A 15,526-nucleotide genomic window follows, 5' to 3' on the forward strand; every position below is an offset into this window, starting at 1 on the left:
CTCACGTGGAAATGCAATCTTTCACCGCTGATTCGATTATGACCACGACCTTAGCCCATCACCACTACCACGATCCCGCAACCTACGCCTATGAATGCGAGCACATTTTCAGCAAGCACTGGTGGCTCGTCGGAGTGGAATCGGCCGTCGCCGAGGCCGGCAATTACCTGGCACTGAATTTGATGAAATGGCCGCTGGTGGTGGTGCGCGATCAGCAATCGACGTTGCGGGGGTTTTACAACCTGTGTCGGCACCGCGCCGGCCCGCTGGTGCTGGAGGGTGAAGGACATTGTCGGGATTTCGTCTGTCGATATCACGGCTGGCGCTACGCCTGCTCGGGCGAACTACTGAAAACGCCCGGCTTCGAAAATGACGCGATTGCCGATCCGCAAGCGATGGGCCTGATACCGATCCGAGTCGACAGCTGGAATGGAATGGTGTTCGCATGCCTCGACGAATCCGCACCTGACCTGGTCACCTGGCTGGGCGATATTGTGCCAATCGCGGCAAAATTTGATGCAACTTCGAGCATGCATTATGACGGCGATGTCACCCGGGAGGCCGCGGCAAACTGGAAGACTTACGGCGATAATTCCTGCGAGGGATACCACGTCGGCATGGTACACCGCGACCTGGGATCGTCGATGCAGCGCGAGTCGGTTCGCATCGACACTTACGATAACGGCAAGTTTGTCGGGTTTGATGTCAACTATGACGCCGGACGCGATCAAAGTCGTGCCGGCAAGGGATTCTGGATTTACAAGTTTCCGGGGTTACTGATGCATTTTGCCGACTACGCGTTTAACGCCGAAACGGTGCTGCCGCTTGGCGCGAATGCGATACGAATACACCGCTGGTTCTGGTCGCATAGCGAAAAAGCCGGCGCAAGCGGAATCGATACTGCATTAATTCGCCCAAACTCAGAGCAGGTTATCGACGAAGATATTGCAATTTGCGAACTGGTACAGCGTAACCTCGCCTCGGGTGCCTACCCGGGAGGCGCGCTTTCCCCGGACCAGGAACCCGGTACGATCTATTTTCAGCAGCTGGTGCGTAACGCTTTAAGCGGGTTTGCCGAGCCTGAATAGCCCGGCACTGATCGCCGAACCAATCGCGATCAATGCTGCAATCAACATTGCCAGGCCATAACCATTGCTCAGGTCATAAACCAGGCCGGCGCACCAGGGTGCAACCAGCCCGGCAAATCCCCAGGCAATAAATACCTGCCCGTAGGCCTGTGGACCGCGTTCACCGAAAGTGTCCGATATCGCCACCGGGTAAATCGCGATTATCGAACCGTAAGCCAGTCCGACCAGGGAAAGTAAAGCGACCACAAGCGGCGCACTGTACGAAGCACTTATCGCCAGCAGTGCAAACGCCGATAGCAGGGGCAGACCAACGAGAAAGCGATTGACCGGCCAGCGATCTACCAGCCATCCTGCGAGAAATCCACCCAGGGCACTGCCGATACCGATGGTGATTGCCGCCAGCGTAGCGAGTTCCGTAGTGGCGTTTTTCGACAGGGCGATACCGGCGGCGTGTCCAATGGCCATCAGCCCCGCAAAAACACTGGCCATGTATGCGAACCAGAAATGCAATATCTTGCGCCTGTCGATGCCAGGACTATCAAGAAGGGTGTCAGTCGGCGCTAGCCCGTAGCGTGCGTCGGCAAACCGCAGCATGATTGCGGCGAGTGATCCGAAACCAGTCAGCGCCAGCGCGATCGCCAGCAGTGCCGATTCCAGCGAAACCAGCTCGATGCGCCACGCAAATATCCTGGCGAACGCAATCGATCCCACCGCGTAAGCAGCGGTGACCGCACCCATTGCCAATCCCTTGATCTCCGGCATGACCCGACCTACCAGCTGCAGGCTAAAGCCATAACCGACGCCGTTGCTAAGCCCGAAGGCGACACTGTAGCCGAGGAAAAATTGCCACCAGCTGGTGGCCTTTGCCGCCAGCAACAAGCCCGCAGCCGCGACCAGGCAGGTTACCAGTACCAGCCACCAGGACGGCAACAAGTTGTAAACCCGATAACCCATTAACACCGCCAGCGTAATCCCAACCAGCGCGAACGAATAAATCAGGCTGATTTCAGAGCGTGGCAGTTCGAGCAGCTTTTCCAGGGGTACAATAAAAACCGAAAACGCGTGCACCGAACCCAGCACAAAGGTGACCAGCATCGATGCCAACAGTGTTGTCAGGCGCTTATTCAATGACCACGGATTCCGGCGGTTTATTCGTTTTCATCCGTTTCTGTCGCCGCACAAAAATAAACAGGCCGCTTGCAGCAATGATACCGGCGCCGATCCAGGTTGTTAAAACCGGCACTTCACCCCAGAACATATATCCGACAATCGCCGCGAAAACCATGGCCAGGTATTCAAACGGTGCCAGCAGACTTGCTTCTGCATAACGAAACGAAACCGTTAACAACCATTGCTGCATCCCGCAACCCAGACCAAACCCGAGGAACAGCCATAAATCGCCGCCACGTGGCGTTAACCATCCCGACAACAGCACCCAGGCAAGGCACACCAGGCAGCCGAGATTATTGTAATAGATACCGATCGTGACCGACTTTTCGCTGCTGCTGAGCTTACGCAGCCAGATCGCTACCAGGGCACCGGTAAAGGCCGAGCCTGCGGCTGCAATCACCCCGATATCCCCCCAGCCACCTGCCCCTGGTTTTGAGATCAGCAAGACCCCGACAAAACCGGCGATTACCGCTAACCAGCGCCGCAACCCGATCACCTCGCCGAGCAGAAAAATAGACAACACGGTTATGAATATGGGTGCGGCGTAGGAAATGGCGGTCGCGTCTGCAATCGGTATCCGGGTAAGCGCGAAATAAAGCAATCCCAGGCTGACAATACCACTGACGCTGCGAATGGCATGGTCCAGTGGACGGCGAGTGGCAAGCGCGGTCAAGCCCGCGGTTGAAAACAGAATAATCCAGAAAAATCCGCTCGCGAACAGGTAGCGAAACAACAGGACCTCGCTCAATGGGTAATCCCGGTTGACCAGTTCGCGTACCGCAGCGCTCAGCAATGCCATCAGCAGCAGGTTTCCAATAAAGGTCGCTATACCGAGCGAGGGATGGTCGTGGTGTCGGCTAACCAGGCTGGAAGATAATGCCATTTCGCGGTCTCGAATCGGGCTTTCGTGCGTATCGCAGGTGGGCCAACAGACAGCAAAGTATACTCAAGCCGACCTCGTGCCGATAGGTTAGCTAACGCAATCGTCTCAGCATGCAGCAGCTTCGGACATTATCTAAATGGAGGTTTCGTCTTTGAAAAAGCCGAAGTTATTCTTCCCCTGGCGCTTGATCTGGTACATCGCTTTATCCGCCGCTCGTATCAACGCTTCCGCGGTCGTGCCATTTTCCGGATAAATTGAAATGCCGATACTTGCGCTAACCACTACCTCGACTTTTTCAACCCGAATCGGTTGTACTATTTGCTTGATCAAACCAGCAGCGATGCGCTCAGCAATGGCAAACTCCGGCAGGCTCGATAAAATAATAATGAACTCATCACCACCAATGCGCGCGACGGTATCGGTTTCGCGAATTTCAGCTTTAATACGGAGCGCTGTAGCCTGCAATACCAGGTCACCGAATTCATGGCCATGCTCATCGTTAATGGCTTTAAATCCATCGAGGTCCAGGAACATGACTGCTGACATGTGTCCCCTGCGACGCGCCTCGGCGAGCGACTGATCAAGCCGGTCCTTGCAAAGACGCAGACTCGGTAGTCCGGTTAAGGCGTCATGATTCGCCAGGAAGTGGAGCTCGGCAGCGATTTTTTCACGTTCCTTTATCTCGCCTTCGAGTTGTTTTACCGTGTCGGCGAGTTTACGGGTCCGGGTCTTTACCATCGCCTCGAGCGAATCACGGGCTTCGCGCAAACTCCGTTCGGTCTGGGTTTGCTGGGTGATATCCTGTACCACCCCAATCGACTGAACCACATCGCCGCTTGCAGACCGTAACGCGGTGCCCTGCTCGCGCACCCAGCGCATTTCGCCGTCGGACCGGTGTATCCGGTATTCCACGCTGTAATTCTGGCCGTCCTCTTCATGCCGACTGTATGTTTCCATCAGATTTTCCTGGTCTTCAGGGTAAACGTCCTCGATATAATCTGCCCGCGAAGAGACCATGCTCTGGTATTCATCAACCGTGGCGCCGTGAATTCTGGCGAGCCCCTCGCTGAGGTCGGCATAGGTTGCGGTGATCGGATCATAGGTAAAATGACCGATATCGGTAATCGCCTCGACCTGCTGCGCGATGGCATCGCGGTTTTCAAGCATTTGCTCGTAGATCCTACGTTCGGTAATGTCCTGCAACAGGCAAAACGAGGAACTTATTTTGCCGTTATCACCCTTTTCAACCATGCCAATTTCATAGATGAACCTGACCTCGCCATCGTTACGCAAAATCCGATACTCGATATCGTGCGCACCGGCATTTCCCTGTGAATTATAGGATTGGGTATATAGCGCTCTGTCCTCCGGATGCACGGTATTTAGCATCAGATCCCAGGCATTTTGCGACTGCATTATCTCGGCGACGGTCTGGTCGAATATACCTGCATAGCCGTTGGAGCAGGATTTAAGAGATCCGGTTTCGTAATCCCACTCGCAGTGCCCGATATGCGCCACCTGCTCGGTCGCATCGAGAAACAGTTCCTGATGGCGCAGTCTTTCGACTTCAGCTTCGAGTTCAGAAGTATCCGGGTAATTCTTCGTTTCTGCGGGCAGGCTTAGATCGTTCATGTTTTAGCTAAATCGAATTTATACGTTTAAAACTAAAGACTCACGGATCCTACGAATCCGAAACTGTTCTTGCCTTTACGCTTGATTTCGTACATGGCCTTGTCAGCCGCCCGAATTAATTTTTCAGCGGTGGTGCCATGTTCGGGATAAAGTGAAATGCCGATACTCGCGGTTATCGTGACTTCAACGTCTTTGATTTTAAGGGGTTTCGCAACCTGCTCGATCACGGTTGCCGCGATTCTTTCGGCGATCGCCGTTTCCGGCAAGCTGGACAGGATGATTACAAATTCATCTCCACCGATTCGCGCGACCGTATCCGTTTCGCGAATTTCTGACTTGATACGCTCCGCTGTCGTCTTCAATACCATGTCCCCGAAATCATGGCCGTATTGATCGTTAATTTCCTTGAATCCATCCAGGTCCACGAACATGACCGCCGAGGTTTGGCGATTACGGCGCGCTTCTGCGAGGGACTGGTCGAGACGATCCTTGCACAGGCGCAAACTCGGCAGCCCGGTGAGGGCATCGTGGTTGGCCAAAAAGTCCAGTTCGGCCGCAATTTTTTCGCGTTCTTCAATTTCGACCTGTAGCTGCTTGACGGTATTCGCCAGCTCGCGGGTGCGTTCAACGACCTGCTGTTCGAGCGAATCCCTGGCACTTATGATTTCCTGCTCGGACTGTTTCTGCCGGGTGATATCCTGCAGCACACCGATCGATTGCTCCGGTATACCATGTGTCATCAGGTAAGCCCGGCCTACCTCACGCACCCAGCGCAACTCTCCGTCGCCACGCTTGAGACGGAATTCCACCTGCCATTCACCCCCCTCGGAAAGAAACTTGTCGTAAGCCTTTTGTACCCGGGCAAGATCATCGGCATGTATGATTTCGCTGGCACCCTCCGTTGGCACAAGCCTGGTGACAATCTGCTCGCCGTCCATACCGTAGATACGAGCCAGGCCCGGACTAACGAAGAGGTACTTTTGCTTGATTTCATCGTAGATAAAGTGTCCGATCTCGGTGATGGCCTCGGCCTGGTTAGCCAGCGCATCCTTGTACAGCAGTTCCTGTTCGCGTGCGACGCGCTCGGTGATATCCTGAATCACACCGAGTGTCTGCTGCACCCCCCCATTACTAAATTGCTTGGCCCGGGTCAGTTCGCGCACCCAGCGGATTGAACCATCGGCGCGCTTGATGCGAAATTCCAGTGCGCAATCCTGCCCTGTCTCTATGTAGTGGCGATATTCGTCGGCCACGCGCTGGCGATCCTCGCTAACGATATCTGCAAGATCGTCTTCGACGCTGCGCATTTTCTCCTGGTAAGCCTCGGCCGTGGTTCCGAAAATGCGCGCGCAGCCATCACTGATGTAGACATAGCGCTCCTTGTCCTCGTCGTAGATAAAATGACCGATGTCAGTGATGGCCTCGGTCTGGCTTGAGAGTTCATCGCGATACTCCAGGTCACGTTCGTACCTGACCTGATCAGAGATGTCCTGCACAATCCCGAAACTACCGTGCTCATTCCCATCATCGTCAGTTACGATGACTGCAAACTCGCGGATATGCTTTATCGCGCCATTATCCAGTACGATGCGATAGCGGGCATCCAGTATCTTTTTATCCCGTAATGTCTCCCAGGAATGCCGATAATGTTCCTCGTCATCGGGATGGATTTGCTGCACTGTTTTTTCCCAACTATCCTGATGGGCCAGCGCCTCTTCGATGCTCATGCCGTAGAGGTTTGCATACTCCTTCGAACAGGATTCAAGCCGATCGAGTTGATAGTTCCACTCGTAGTGACCAATCTTTGCCGCCTGCTCGGTTGCGTCAAACAGGCTTTCACGACGCCTCAGCTTTCCCAGTTCGACCTCGAGCTCTTCCCGGGTCAGACTAGAAAACTCTGATGTTGGTGCTTGCTGTGCCTGCGCTACCGCTAACACATCTATGGTCGGCATTTAGTACCCGGTTAAATTTCGTTTCGTATAAGCATCAAGTATAGGAGTGATACCCTGTTTTTCCATGCGCCGGGCGCTCCACCGCGTTTACACCAGAGTGGTAAAAAATCTGCGCTGTAGCATAATTCAACCTGGCATCGGTAACCGGCAACCAGGCTATGAATCATCCGGCAGCGAATGTTCCCCCCAGGGAAACCCTGATCGAGCGACTGCGCACAATCCTGGGTGACCGGGTCAGCACCAGCAGTTCGGTACTTGAACAGCATGGTCATGGTGAATCCTGGCACCCTGTACAGAAGCCCGATGCGGTCTGTTTCGTGCAAAGTACCGAGGAAGTCGCCACTGTCGTCAAGCTCTGCGCAGAGACCGCAACACCGGTGATCGCGTTTGGCACCGGCACGTCGCTCGAGGGCCAGGTGCAGGCCGTAAAGGGCGGTATTTGCATCGATCTCTCGCAGATGAATCAAGTCCTCGAAGTCGGAAACGAGGATATGGACTGCCGCGTGCAGGCCGGCGTCACGCGCCGTCAACTCAACCAGTACCTGCGCGATACCGGGTTGTTCTTCCCGATCGATCCCGGTGCCGATACCTCGATCGGCGGCATGGCGGCAACACGGGCTTCCGGAACCAACGCGGTACGCTACGGTACCATGCGTGAAAACGTGCTCGGTTTGACCGTGGTTACCGCTAGCGGCGAGATCATAAGAACCGGAACGCGCGCGCGTAAATCCGCGGCCGGCTATGACCTGACGCGCCTCTTCGTCGGCTCCGAGGGTACGCTCGGCGTTATTACGGAGGTTAGCCTGCGACTCTATGGCCTGGCGGAAGCCATTTCGGCCGCCATCGTCAATTTCCCCGACGTACGTTCGGCGGCGGAAGCGACGATTCAGACCATCCAGATGGGCATTCCGATGGCGCGCATCGAAATTGTCGACAGCGCTTACATCAGGGCGATCAACGCCTACAGTAAAACAGATTACCCGGAACTCGATACACTGTTCCTCGAATTTCATGGCACCCGTGCGGGCGTCGCCGAGCAGGTACAAATGTTTAACGAAATTTCACAGGACTTCGGTGCGACCGGCTTTCAATGGGCGGAGCAAGAGGAAGATCGTCATCGACTCTGGCGCGCACGACATGACGCCTACTATGCAGGTCTCGCGGTATACCCGGGCTATCAGGGTTACGTTACCGATATCTGTGTGCCGATTTCAAGGCTTGCAGACTGTATCGCCGAGACCCAGGCGGACATCGCATCCTCCGGGTTGTTCGCGCCGATCATCGGTCATGTCGGCGATGGAAACTTTCACTCCACCATGTTCATCGATCCGGACGATGACACCATGCTGGCCAAAGCGCTCGAACTCGACCATCGCATGGTGCAGCGTGCGCTGGCCATGGGTGGCACCTGTACCGGCGAGCACGGCATCGGTATCGGTAAGCTCAAACACATGCGCAACGAGCACGGTGACGGCGCGGTGGATGCTATGAAAGCGATCAAGGCGGCACTGGATCCACAAAACATCATGAACCCCGGCAAGATTGTCGATTGCTAGCGAGTCTCGATCGCCTGGTTCTCGACGTATTGCTGCAGCTGCGGGTAAAACTCAAAAAAACCATCGCGTATCGATTCATGGTTGCGCTGCAAATCCTCGATTGCATTGTCAAACTGGTTGGCAAAACGGATGCGCCCCGCGACCCGATCAAGTGCCTCGGCAACGGCGTCAAGATCGCGGTAGGAACCAAACCAGTCATAGTCAATCATGCGCAGGGTTACCCGCCGCATGTTTTCAGCAGGCATCAATGCCTGGCCGTTCGACATGTGCCGATAGAAACTGGCGATCAGATCCTCCAGATTCCGGGCTTCGAATTTTTTCCAATGGATTATCAGCAGGTGATCGAAATAGATATCCAGCGCGATGCCGGCAAAGCGGCGGCGATCGGGGCTGAATCCCTGCTTCATTTCTCTGATCAGTGGATGTGTATCGGTAAAACGATCGACCGCACGGTGATTATTCAAACCCGCCCTGACCGCCCCGGGCAGTAATTCCGGGTCGATTCCGCGCGCAAAATCACCAAGCAGATTACCGATCGTGGATTCAACCGTCGGCTGTGCTAACACCAGGTGCGCAAAGTGATTCATGAGCGCTACTATAAATCAAAAACTTGCATGGCGGCGATCAGGAAAAATGTATTGCTAGGACCAGTTTCCTGCGCTTTAATCTCCTATTACCCCAGATCAACAGGAACGAATCATGTCCATTTCCGCCGTCGGTACCCGTTCTGTAACCCCCGAAAGCGATCCGCATTACGAAGATCGGGTCAATCTCGCCGCAGTCTTTCGCATGACCGCCAGGCTCGACATGCATGAGTCGGTTGCCAATCATTTCAGCTACGCGGTATCAGAAGACGGCAGCCAATTCCTGGTGAATCCACTGGGACGTCATTTTTCCAATATCCGCGCCAGCGAACTGTTAATGCTCGACGCCAATGATGGCTCAACCATGGACAAACCCAACGCACCCGATCCGACTGCCTGGGCGATTCATGGTGCAATGCATCGCAACGTACCACAGGCTCGCTGCGTACTGCATGTGCATTCGAAGTACGCCACCGTGCTGGCATCGATACAGCAGCACGGCCTGCCCCCGATCGACCAGAACACGATGCGCTTTTTCAACCGGGTATCGGTTGACGACGGATTTGACGGTATGGGGCTCGGCGATGAAGCCGAGCGTTTGACCACTACCCTGGGCGATAACCGGGTATTAATCATGGGTAATCACGGCGTAATGACGGTCGGCGAGACCATCGCGATCGCATTCGACGAGCTCTACTATTTCGAACGTGCCTGCTGCAATTATATTACCGCGTTAATGACCGGCAAACCGTTGCGCGTTGTCAGCGATGAAGTGGCCGAGAAAACGGCAGGTCAGTGGGATGACTATATAAACCATTCCCGTTATGCCGAGGCCCACCTGCAGGAAGTACGCGCCATCCTCGATCGCGAAGAACCCGATTACAAACTGTAACCAGCGGTGACCAGGTCACGAACAAGCCGACGCCCACCAACGCGGCCTCGTCGGGCGTTGTCATCGACAACGTGATCGAGTGACCGCTGCACCAGGGTCGCTTCGCCGTGCGCACCGGCAAGGCGCTAAGCGCCCCGGTTTGCATCGACCTGGAAACCTTCCCGGTGCAAATCCATGATGGCGCCATCTACATCCAAATCCCCACCTGGCAATCTTTCCCGGTCAAGCGGGTATCTTTCAGAACGCCGCCACGGGAAATATCCCGCAAAAGACGCTCCCAACCGGCGCAGGCGCCGGTTGGTCCATCCATGGAATCGCTTGGAGCTCGGCATCCATGCCTCGCTACACTTTTGCAGGATATTTCCCGTGGCGACTAAACACAAATGAGACAATCGAAGGAAAAACTCATGATGGTTCGAATGTCCGCCGCGTTCGCATCGATTTTGTGGGCTTATTGCCAATGGGAGAGTTCGTGATAGCTGTCTTTGTAGTTCTGGTTGACGGGATCGAGTTCGAGCGCGCGGTTGATCGCGCCGATGGCAGCTTCGTGTCGGCCCTGCTGGGCCAGCGCATAGGCGAGATTGTTCCAGACATCCGCCTTTTCCGGGTCGATTTGCAGCGCCGCGCGATAAGCCGATTCGGCCTCGGCAAATTCCCCCAACGCGTAGGCGGAATTACCCAGGCCGCTGTGGGCCACCAGGTTTTCGGGCCAGCGCCGTAGCGCCGTGGTATAGGCACGATGGGCAGTGTTTATTCGGCCTACCTGCTCCAGGCCGATAACGGCTTCGAGGTAAGCACTGGCGCTGACCGTCTGCGGAATCGAATCTGCCGGCACAATCGCGAGCGCCCAATGACCTGCCCGCTGCCAGGTTTTTTCAAACAGTGCAAAGGAACGGGTCACCCGGGGCTTGAGGCCGGAACGCATAATCATAATGCGTTGATCAAAGTCGTAGCCGACGACTACCTCGTAGTGCCACACTGGAACCAGATCCAGACCAAGGTTCTGCAACACGAAAACCGGATTGCCGGCGGCGATCTCACGTAACAGGGATTCGAGAGTGCCATCGAGCTGAACCGGTAGTAATTCAAATTGCCGCGTTGCCGCGATTACCTCGGCCTGCAAGCTGCCCTTTAGTTCGGGTACATAAATAAGCGGTACTATCTGCTCGGGTTCTACCGCGGTGCCCCGATAGGAGATGATGCTGGCCAGCGATGCGGGCCCGCAGTGATACTCCTGCTGGGGGAAAAACGGGACTTCGGTCAGTTCGGCTCGGGGAGGAATATCCGGGGGATTATCCAGCAGCGACCGGGTTTGCGGAGAGGTCGCACAGCCGCCGAGGAAAGCCAGTAAAACCAGCGTGCACGTAATCGCGCGTGCACGCCTGTTAGCAAATTTCAACTACTCGGAGGCAGGCCAGTTGGGGACGATATCGGTGTACCCCATCAGTTCAGTAATGACCAGAATCAGGATGACAATTACCAGTGCGTCTGCACCCCCCGCGGGGGCCTCGTCAATGCGTTGGTGAATTTTTATCACCTGCGCATCGGTCATTGACGCGACGCGAGTCTCGGCATCCATGGCTTCGACACCGCCGAGAACCAGCTGCTGCTCAATCCAGTCCCGTTTCGCGGCAATACTACCGAGATCGACAGACAACAGGCTGTCTTGCAATTGTGCGGTACCAACCATTCCTGCCTGACCCGGTAAACTCACCGCCAGGGCAGTAAAAGCTACCAGCAAGCAGCGCATAAACTTCGATTTCAGCATGGTGTTCTCCTCAGTTTTGATGGGCTTGGTTAACCCGAATAGTATAGCCTAGTTTTGATCAAGCGAGTTTCGCGCCATTCGGTACCTCGCGGTCGGGGTGCGCCAGCACTACGGCGCCATCCTCGCGGTGAAATCCGGTGACGAGACATTCCGAGCGCATCGGTCCAATTTGTTTCGGCGGGAAATTCACGACGGCGATTACCTGGCGCCCGACCAGGTCCTCCTTCTGGTAAATATCGGTAATCTGGGCGCTCGATTTTCGCAGCCCGAGTGCATCACCAAAATCAATTTTCAAACGGTAAGCGGGCTTGCGCGCCTCGGGAAAATCCTCGACCTCGATGACGGTACCAACCCGTAACTCGACCTTTTCAAAATCACTCCAGTCAATGGTATTCAATGTATATTTCCTCAGGAAAATTCAACACGAATCGCGTCACTGTGCTCGCCAATAGCTGGCACTTTGCGCGGTTTCTCGGTGCGGTCGGATCGCAGTGCCGCGACCGCGACCACCTGCGCGTCTCCACTTGGGGTATCAACCGTATTGCGACGCAGTTGGGGATGGGTGGACAGGCCTGCAATATCGTTTATTCGGCCATAGGCGATGGCGGCCTCGCGCAGGCGCACAGCCACTGCAGCCTGGTCGAGCTGTGCAAACACATCGCCGATAAGTTGGTCGACGTATTGGCGGTTATCGACACGCACATGGTTGGACTCGAGCCTGGCGTCATCAACCAGGCTGGCATCACCCAGCACCTGCGTACAGAAGTTTTTCCACTCGCGTTCATTCTGGATCGCAATGACTATATCGACACCATCGCGACAGCGGTAAGCGCCGTAAGGCGAAATCGTCGCGTGATTGATGCCGACGCGTGGCTGAATTTTGCCGGTGTAATCATAGTTTAACAGGGGTACCGCCAGCCACTCGGCCATGCTATCGAACAACGAGACCTTGATAACACAACCGCTACCGCTATGCTCACGTTCAATCAGGGCTTCAAGAATCGCGGCATAAGCCTGCTGTCCGCAATTGATATCGCAGGCCGACACGCCGATTCGGCCCGGTGCATCCGGGGTTCCGGTGATCGAGGCCATCCCGGATTCGCACTGCACCAGTAAATCGTAGGCTTTCATGGTGCTGTATTCGCCCTGGTCCCCGTAGCCCGAAATATCGCAACAAACTAATCGTGGATATCGTTCCAGCAGGCCCTTGCTGCTAAGGCCGGCACGCTCGGCCGCCCCGGGAGCCAGGTTTTGGATAAACACGTCAGCACGAGCGAGTATCCGATGCAGCAGCTCGACATCGGCAGTCGCCTTGATGTCCATCACGAGGGACTCTTTTCCCTGGTTTAACCAGACAAAATAAGCCGACTCGCCGTGCACTACGCTGTCGTAAGCGCGCGCAAAATCACCTTCTTCGCGTTCAATTTTTATCACCCGCGCCCCGGCATGCGCGAGCCGGTTGGAACAAAAGGGCGCCGCCACCGCCTGTTCCAGCGAGACCACAAGAATATCCTTCAAGTTCAGCATGCCGTTATGGATCGCCTAGAAGGATTTGGGCAGGCCGAGTACATGCGTCGCAATATTCGACAGGATCAGGTTGGTCGATATCGGCGCAACCTGGTAAAGCCGGGTCTCCCGAAACTTGCGTTCGACATCGTACTCGACCGTGAAGCCATAACCACCATGAGTTTGCAGGCACATGTCTGCGGCAGCCCACGAGGCATCGGCAGCCAGCAGCTTTGACATGTTGGCCTCCGAACCGCAAGACTCACCGGCATCAAACATGCGACAGGCCTTGTCGACCATCAATGCCGCGGCTTCGGTTTGTACGTGGGCACGAGCAATCGGAAACTGGATACCCTGGTTCTTGCCGATTGAAGCACCAAAGACTTCGCGGTCGCGGGCGTAACGGGTGGCACGGTCGATGAACCAGCGGGCGTCACCGATACATTCAGCGGCAATCAGGATTCGCTCTGCATTCATGCCATCGAGAATATAGCTGAAACCTTTGCCTTCCTCGCCGACGAGATTTTCCGCCGGCACCCGTAACTTGTCGAAAAAGAGTTCGGTGGTCGCATGATTTAGCATGGTTTCGAGAGGTTGCACCGTTAAACCGTTACCCACTGCTTCACGCAGATCAACCAGCAACACCGACATACCCTGGGTCGGTTTTTCGACTTCATCACGGGCCGTGGTGCGCACCAGCAGCAACAGTAAATCGGAATGCTCGACGCGTGATATAAACACCTTTTGCCCACTAACGACATAGTGGTCACCATCGAGATGCGCGCGCGTTTTGATACGCGTGGTATCGGTTCCGCTGGAGGGCTCGGTTACACCGAAGGCCTGCAGCCGCAGCGCGCCCGTCGCGATTTCGGGCAGGTACCTCTGTTTCTGGACGTCACTGCCGTGACGCAGCAGCGTGCCCATGATATACATCTGGGCGTGGCAGGCGGCGCCGTTGGCCCCGCTACGCTGGATCTCCTCGAGTACGGCACAGGCAGCCGCCAGGTCCATACCGGCACCCTGGTAGGCTTCCGGTATCAGTACTGACAGGTAACCCGCGTCGGTAAGGGCCTGCACGAATTCGGTTGGATAGGCCTTGTCGCGATCCTTTTCGCGCCAGTATTCATCGGGATACTCAGCGCAAAGGCGCGTGACCGCGGCCCGTACTTCGGGATGTGACTGTTGTTCTGGCATCTGGCCTCACCTGGTTAATAATTGTCGGCCCGGCTGACGTTGTTCAAGCCGCGATGATATTGTGCTCGGGGCCGTAGGGGAAGCCGGTTATATTATCCGCACCGTCCCCGGTAACCACGAGGATATCGTGTTCGCGGTAGCCACCGGCTCCGGGTACACCCAGTGGCAACGTCAGCATCGGCTCGATCGAGACCACCATTCCAGGCTCCAGTACCGTATCGATGTCTTCACGCAGTTCAAGCCCTGCCTCGCGACCATAATAATGTGACAGTACACCGAAAGAATGTCCGTAACCAAAAGAGCGATACTGCAGCAAATCTTTTTCCTCGAACAAGCGATTAATTTCGGCACAAATGCCCGAGCAGGTCGCACCCGGCCTGATCAGCGATAACCCGAGCTCGTGTGCCTCGACGTTGGCCTGCCATATCTTGAGCGATGCGGCATCGGGTTCACCGAGAAACAACGTGCGTTCGAGGGCGGTGTAATATCCCGATATCATCGGGAAAGTGTTCAGGCTCAGAATATCGCCCGCTTCAAGCTTCGCCGTGGTCACGGGATTATGCGCACCATCGGTATTGAACCCGGCCTGGAACCAGACCCAGGTATCCCGCAGCTCACTGTCCGGGTAAGCGCGAGAAATTTCAAGCTCCATCGCATCCCGACCAGCCATTGCCACATCGATTTCACGGGTGCCGACCCTGATTGCATCGCGGATCGCCTCACCGCCAACATCGGCGGTTCGGGCACCGCCCCTGATGAGCTCGATTTCTTCAGCCGATTTAATCATGCGCAAACCCATGATCTGCTGGTTCAAATCGACGACATCGATATCGCCCAGCATGTCGGTCATCAACTGGCGAGTTGCCAGTGTCATGTGATCTCCCTCGATACCGATGCGTTTGCTGTGGGGAATGATCGATTTTACGGCACGCCAGTAATTATTGCGCTTCCAGTCGGTGTAGATCAGGTTTTCCGCGTAGCAGCGCCGCCACGGCTGGCCACCATCGATATTGGCCGAGACGGTAACGCAGCGCTCGGCAGTGACGACACAGGCGTAGGGGCGGCCGAAAGAACAGTAGAGAAAGCCCGAGTAGTAAGCAATGTTGTGCATCGAGGTCAGTAGCATGGCATCGACCCCGGAACTGGCCATCAGCTGGCGCAGACTGCCGAGGCGATTTTCATACTCGGTGTCAGTAAAAGGCAGGGTGGCCTTGGAACCGTTTTGCAGTTCGAAGAACTCGGGACGTGGGATTTGAGACATCGCAATCACTCCGAAATCATCCGGGCGTACAGGACCAGAT

General features: G+C 55.5%; 15 protein-coding genes. 3 read left to right on the forward strand and 12 right to left on the reverse strand.

Annotation, left to right across the window (positions count from 1 at the left end; translation table 11 throughout):
- Positions 1-38 precede the first annotated feature (38 nt).
- Entirely contained in the window at positions 39-1,088 is a 1,050-nt protein-coding gene (locus OES20_11725) for an aromatic ring-hydroxylating dioxygenase subunit alpha (protein ID MDH3635361.1), read from the forward strand.
- On the opposite strand, the gene OES20_11730 is transcribed toward OES20_11725, so the two are convergent.
- The 4 genes from OES20_11730 to OES20_11745 form a co-directional block, all read right to left on the reverse strand.
- Positions 1,062-2,216: an MFS transporter gene (locus OES20_11730; GenBank protein ID MDH3635362.1), complete on the reverse strand. Its 1,155-nt coding sequence runs from the start codon at positions 2,214-2,216 to the stop codon at positions 1,062-1,064. The two genes, OES20_11725 and OES20_11730, sit on opposite strands and share 27 nt — an antisense overlap.
- A complete protein-coding gene (locus OES20_11735; GenBank protein MDH3635363.1) occupies positions 2,209-3,141 on the reverse strand; it encodes a DMT family transporter in 933 nt (310 codons plus the stop codon). Before OES20_11735 ends, OES20_11730 begins: the two co-directional genes overlap by 8 nt.
- A 132-nt stretch (positions 3,142-3,273) precedes the next feature.
- A complete protein-coding gene (locus tag OES20_11740; protein ID MDH3635364.1) occupies positions 3,274-4,773 on the reverse strand; it encodes a diguanylate cyclase in 1,500 nt (499 codons plus the stop codon).
- Between the two features lie 32 nt (positions 4,774-4,805).
- Positions 4,806-6,725, reverse strand: a complete 1,920-nt coding sequence (locus OES20_11745) for a diguanylate cyclase (protein MDH3635365.1) — start codon at positions 6,723-6,725, stop codon at positions 4,806-4,808.
- A 158-nt stretch (positions 6,726-6,883) separates the two neighbouring features.
- On the opposite strand from OES20_11745, the gene OES20_11750 reads away from it, so the two are divergent.
- Positions 6,884-8,281, forward strand: a complete 1,398-nt coding sequence (locus OES20_11750) for an FAD-binding protein (GenBank protein ID MDH3635366.1) — start codon at positions 6,884-6,886, stop codon at positions 8,279-8,281.
- Here the strand turns inward: OES20_11750 and OES20_11755 are convergent.
- Complete coding sequence (locus OES20_11755; protein MDH3635367.1) at positions 8,278-8,868, reverse strand: ACP phosphodiesterase; 591 nt, start codon at positions 8,866-8,868, stop codon at positions 8,278-8,280. The two genes, OES20_11750 and OES20_11755, sit on opposite strands and share 4 nt — an antisense overlap.
- A 112-nt stretch (positions 8,869-8,980) precedes the next feature.
- Here OES20_11755 and OES20_11760 point away from each other — a divergent pair, with 112 nt between their 5' ends.
- Positions 8,981-9,757 carry a class II aldolase and adducin N-terminal domain-containing protein gene (locus tag OES20_11760; protein MDH3635368.1) on the forward strand — a complete coding sequence of 259 codons (777 nt, stop codon included), beginning with the start codon at positions 8,981-8,983 and terminating at the stop codon, positions 9,755-9,757.
- A gap of 125 nt (positions 9,758-9,882) precedes the next feature.
- Here OES20_11760 and OES20_11765 read toward each other — a convergent pair whose 3' ends face one another.
- The 7 genes from OES20_11765 to OES20_11795 all read right to left on the reverse strand — a co-directional run bounded on the left by OES20_11765 (position 9,883) and on the right by OES20_11795 (position 15,486).
- Positions 9,883-10,089 (reverse strand): hypothetical protein, encoded by a 207-nt coding sequence (locus tag OES20_11765; GenBank protein ID MDH3635369.1) that lies wholly within the window; start codon positions 10,087-10,089, stop codon positions 9,883-9,885.
- Between the two features lie 119 nt (positions 10,090-10,208).
- Positions 10,209-11,156: a PA2778 family cysteine peptidase gene (locus OES20_11770; protein ID MDH3635370.1), complete on the reverse strand. Its 948-nt coding sequence runs from the start codon at positions 11,154-11,156 to the stop codon at positions 10,209-10,211.
- Positions 11,157-11,525, reverse strand: coding sequence for a PA2779 family protein (locus OES20_11775; GenBank protein ID MDH3635371.1), 369 nt, complete (start codon positions 11,523-11,525; stop codon positions 11,157-11,159). It lies immediately after the preceding gene.
- Between the two features lie 58 nt (positions 11,526-11,583).
- A complete protein-coding gene (locus OES20_11780; protein ID MDH3635372.1) occupies positions 11,584-11,922 on the reverse strand; it encodes a tRNA-binding protein in 339 nt (112 codons plus the stop codon).
- Between the two features lie 11 nt (positions 11,923-11,933).
- Positions 11,934-13,052, reverse strand: a complete 1,119-nt coding sequence (locus tag OES20_11785) for a CoA transferase (GenBank protein ID MDH3635373.1) — start codon at positions 13,050-13,052, stop codon at positions 11,934-11,936.
- A 15-nt stretch (positions 13,053-13,067) separates the two neighbouring features.
- Positions 13,068-14,225 (reverse strand): acyl-CoA/acyl-ACP dehydrogenase, encoded by a 1,158-nt coding sequence (locus OES20_11790; GenBank protein MDH3635374.1) that lies wholly within the window; start codon positions 14,223-14,225, stop codon positions 13,068-13,070.
- 43 nt (positions 14,226-14,268) lie between these two features.
- On the reverse strand, positions 14,269-15,486 hold the full coding sequence (locus tag OES20_11795) for an aminopeptidase P family protein (GenBank protein MDH3635375.1): 1,218 nt from the start codon (positions 15,484-15,486) through the stop codon (positions 14,269-14,271).
- Positions 15,487-15,526: the final 40 nt, after the last annotated feature.

This window comes from Gammaproteobacteria bacterium, from assembly GCA_029862005.1.
GTDB lineage: Bacteria > Pseudomonadota > Gammaproteobacteria.

Coding starts and splice junctions, on each gene's coding strand:
- OES20_11760 (MDH3635368.1), top strand. CDS start 8,981: ATGTCCATTTCCGCCGTCGGTACCCGTTCTGTAACCCCCGAAAGCGAT.
- OES20_11790 (MDH3635374.1), bottom strand. CDS start 14,225: ATGCCAGAACAACAGTCACATCCCGAAGTACGGGCCGCGGTCACGCGC.
- OES20_11740 (MDH3635364.1), bottom strand. CDS start 4,773: ATGAACGATCTAAGCCTGCCCGCAGAAACGAAGAATTACCCGGATACT.
- OES20_11755 (MDH3635367.1), bottom strand. CDS start 8,868: ATGAATCACTTTGCGCACCTGGTGTTAGCACAGCCGACGGTTGAATCC.
- OES20_11795 (MDH3635375.1), bottom strand. CDS start 15,486: ATGTCTCAAATCCCACGTCCCGAGTTCTTCGAACTGCAAAACGGTTCC.
- OES20_11745 (MDH3635365.1), bottom strand. CDS start 6,725: ATGCCGACCATAGATGTGTTAGCGGTAGCGCAGGCACAGCAAGCACCA.
- OES20_11750 (MDH3635366.1), top strand. CDS start 6,884: ATGAATCATCCGGCAGCGAATGTTCCCCCCAGGGAAACCCTGATCGAG.
- OES20_11765 (MDH3635369.1), bottom strand. CDS start 10,089: ATGCCGAGCTCCAAGCGATTCCATGGATGGACCAACCGGCGCCTGCGC.
- OES20_11775 (MDH3635371.1), bottom strand. CDS start 11,525: ATGCTGAAATCGAAGTTTATGCGCTGCTTGCTGGTAGCTTTTACTGCC.
- OES20_11735 (MDH3635363.1), bottom strand. CDS start 3,141: ATGGCATTATCTTCCAGCCTGGTTAGCCGACACCACGACCATCCCTCG.
- OES20_11785 (MDH3635373.1), bottom strand. CDS start 13,052: ATGCTGAACTTGAAGGATATTCTTGTGGTCTCGCTGGAACAGGCGGTG.
- OES20_11725 (MDH3635361.1), top strand. CDS start 39: ATGACCACGACCTTAGCCCATCACCACTACCACGATCCCGCAACCTAC.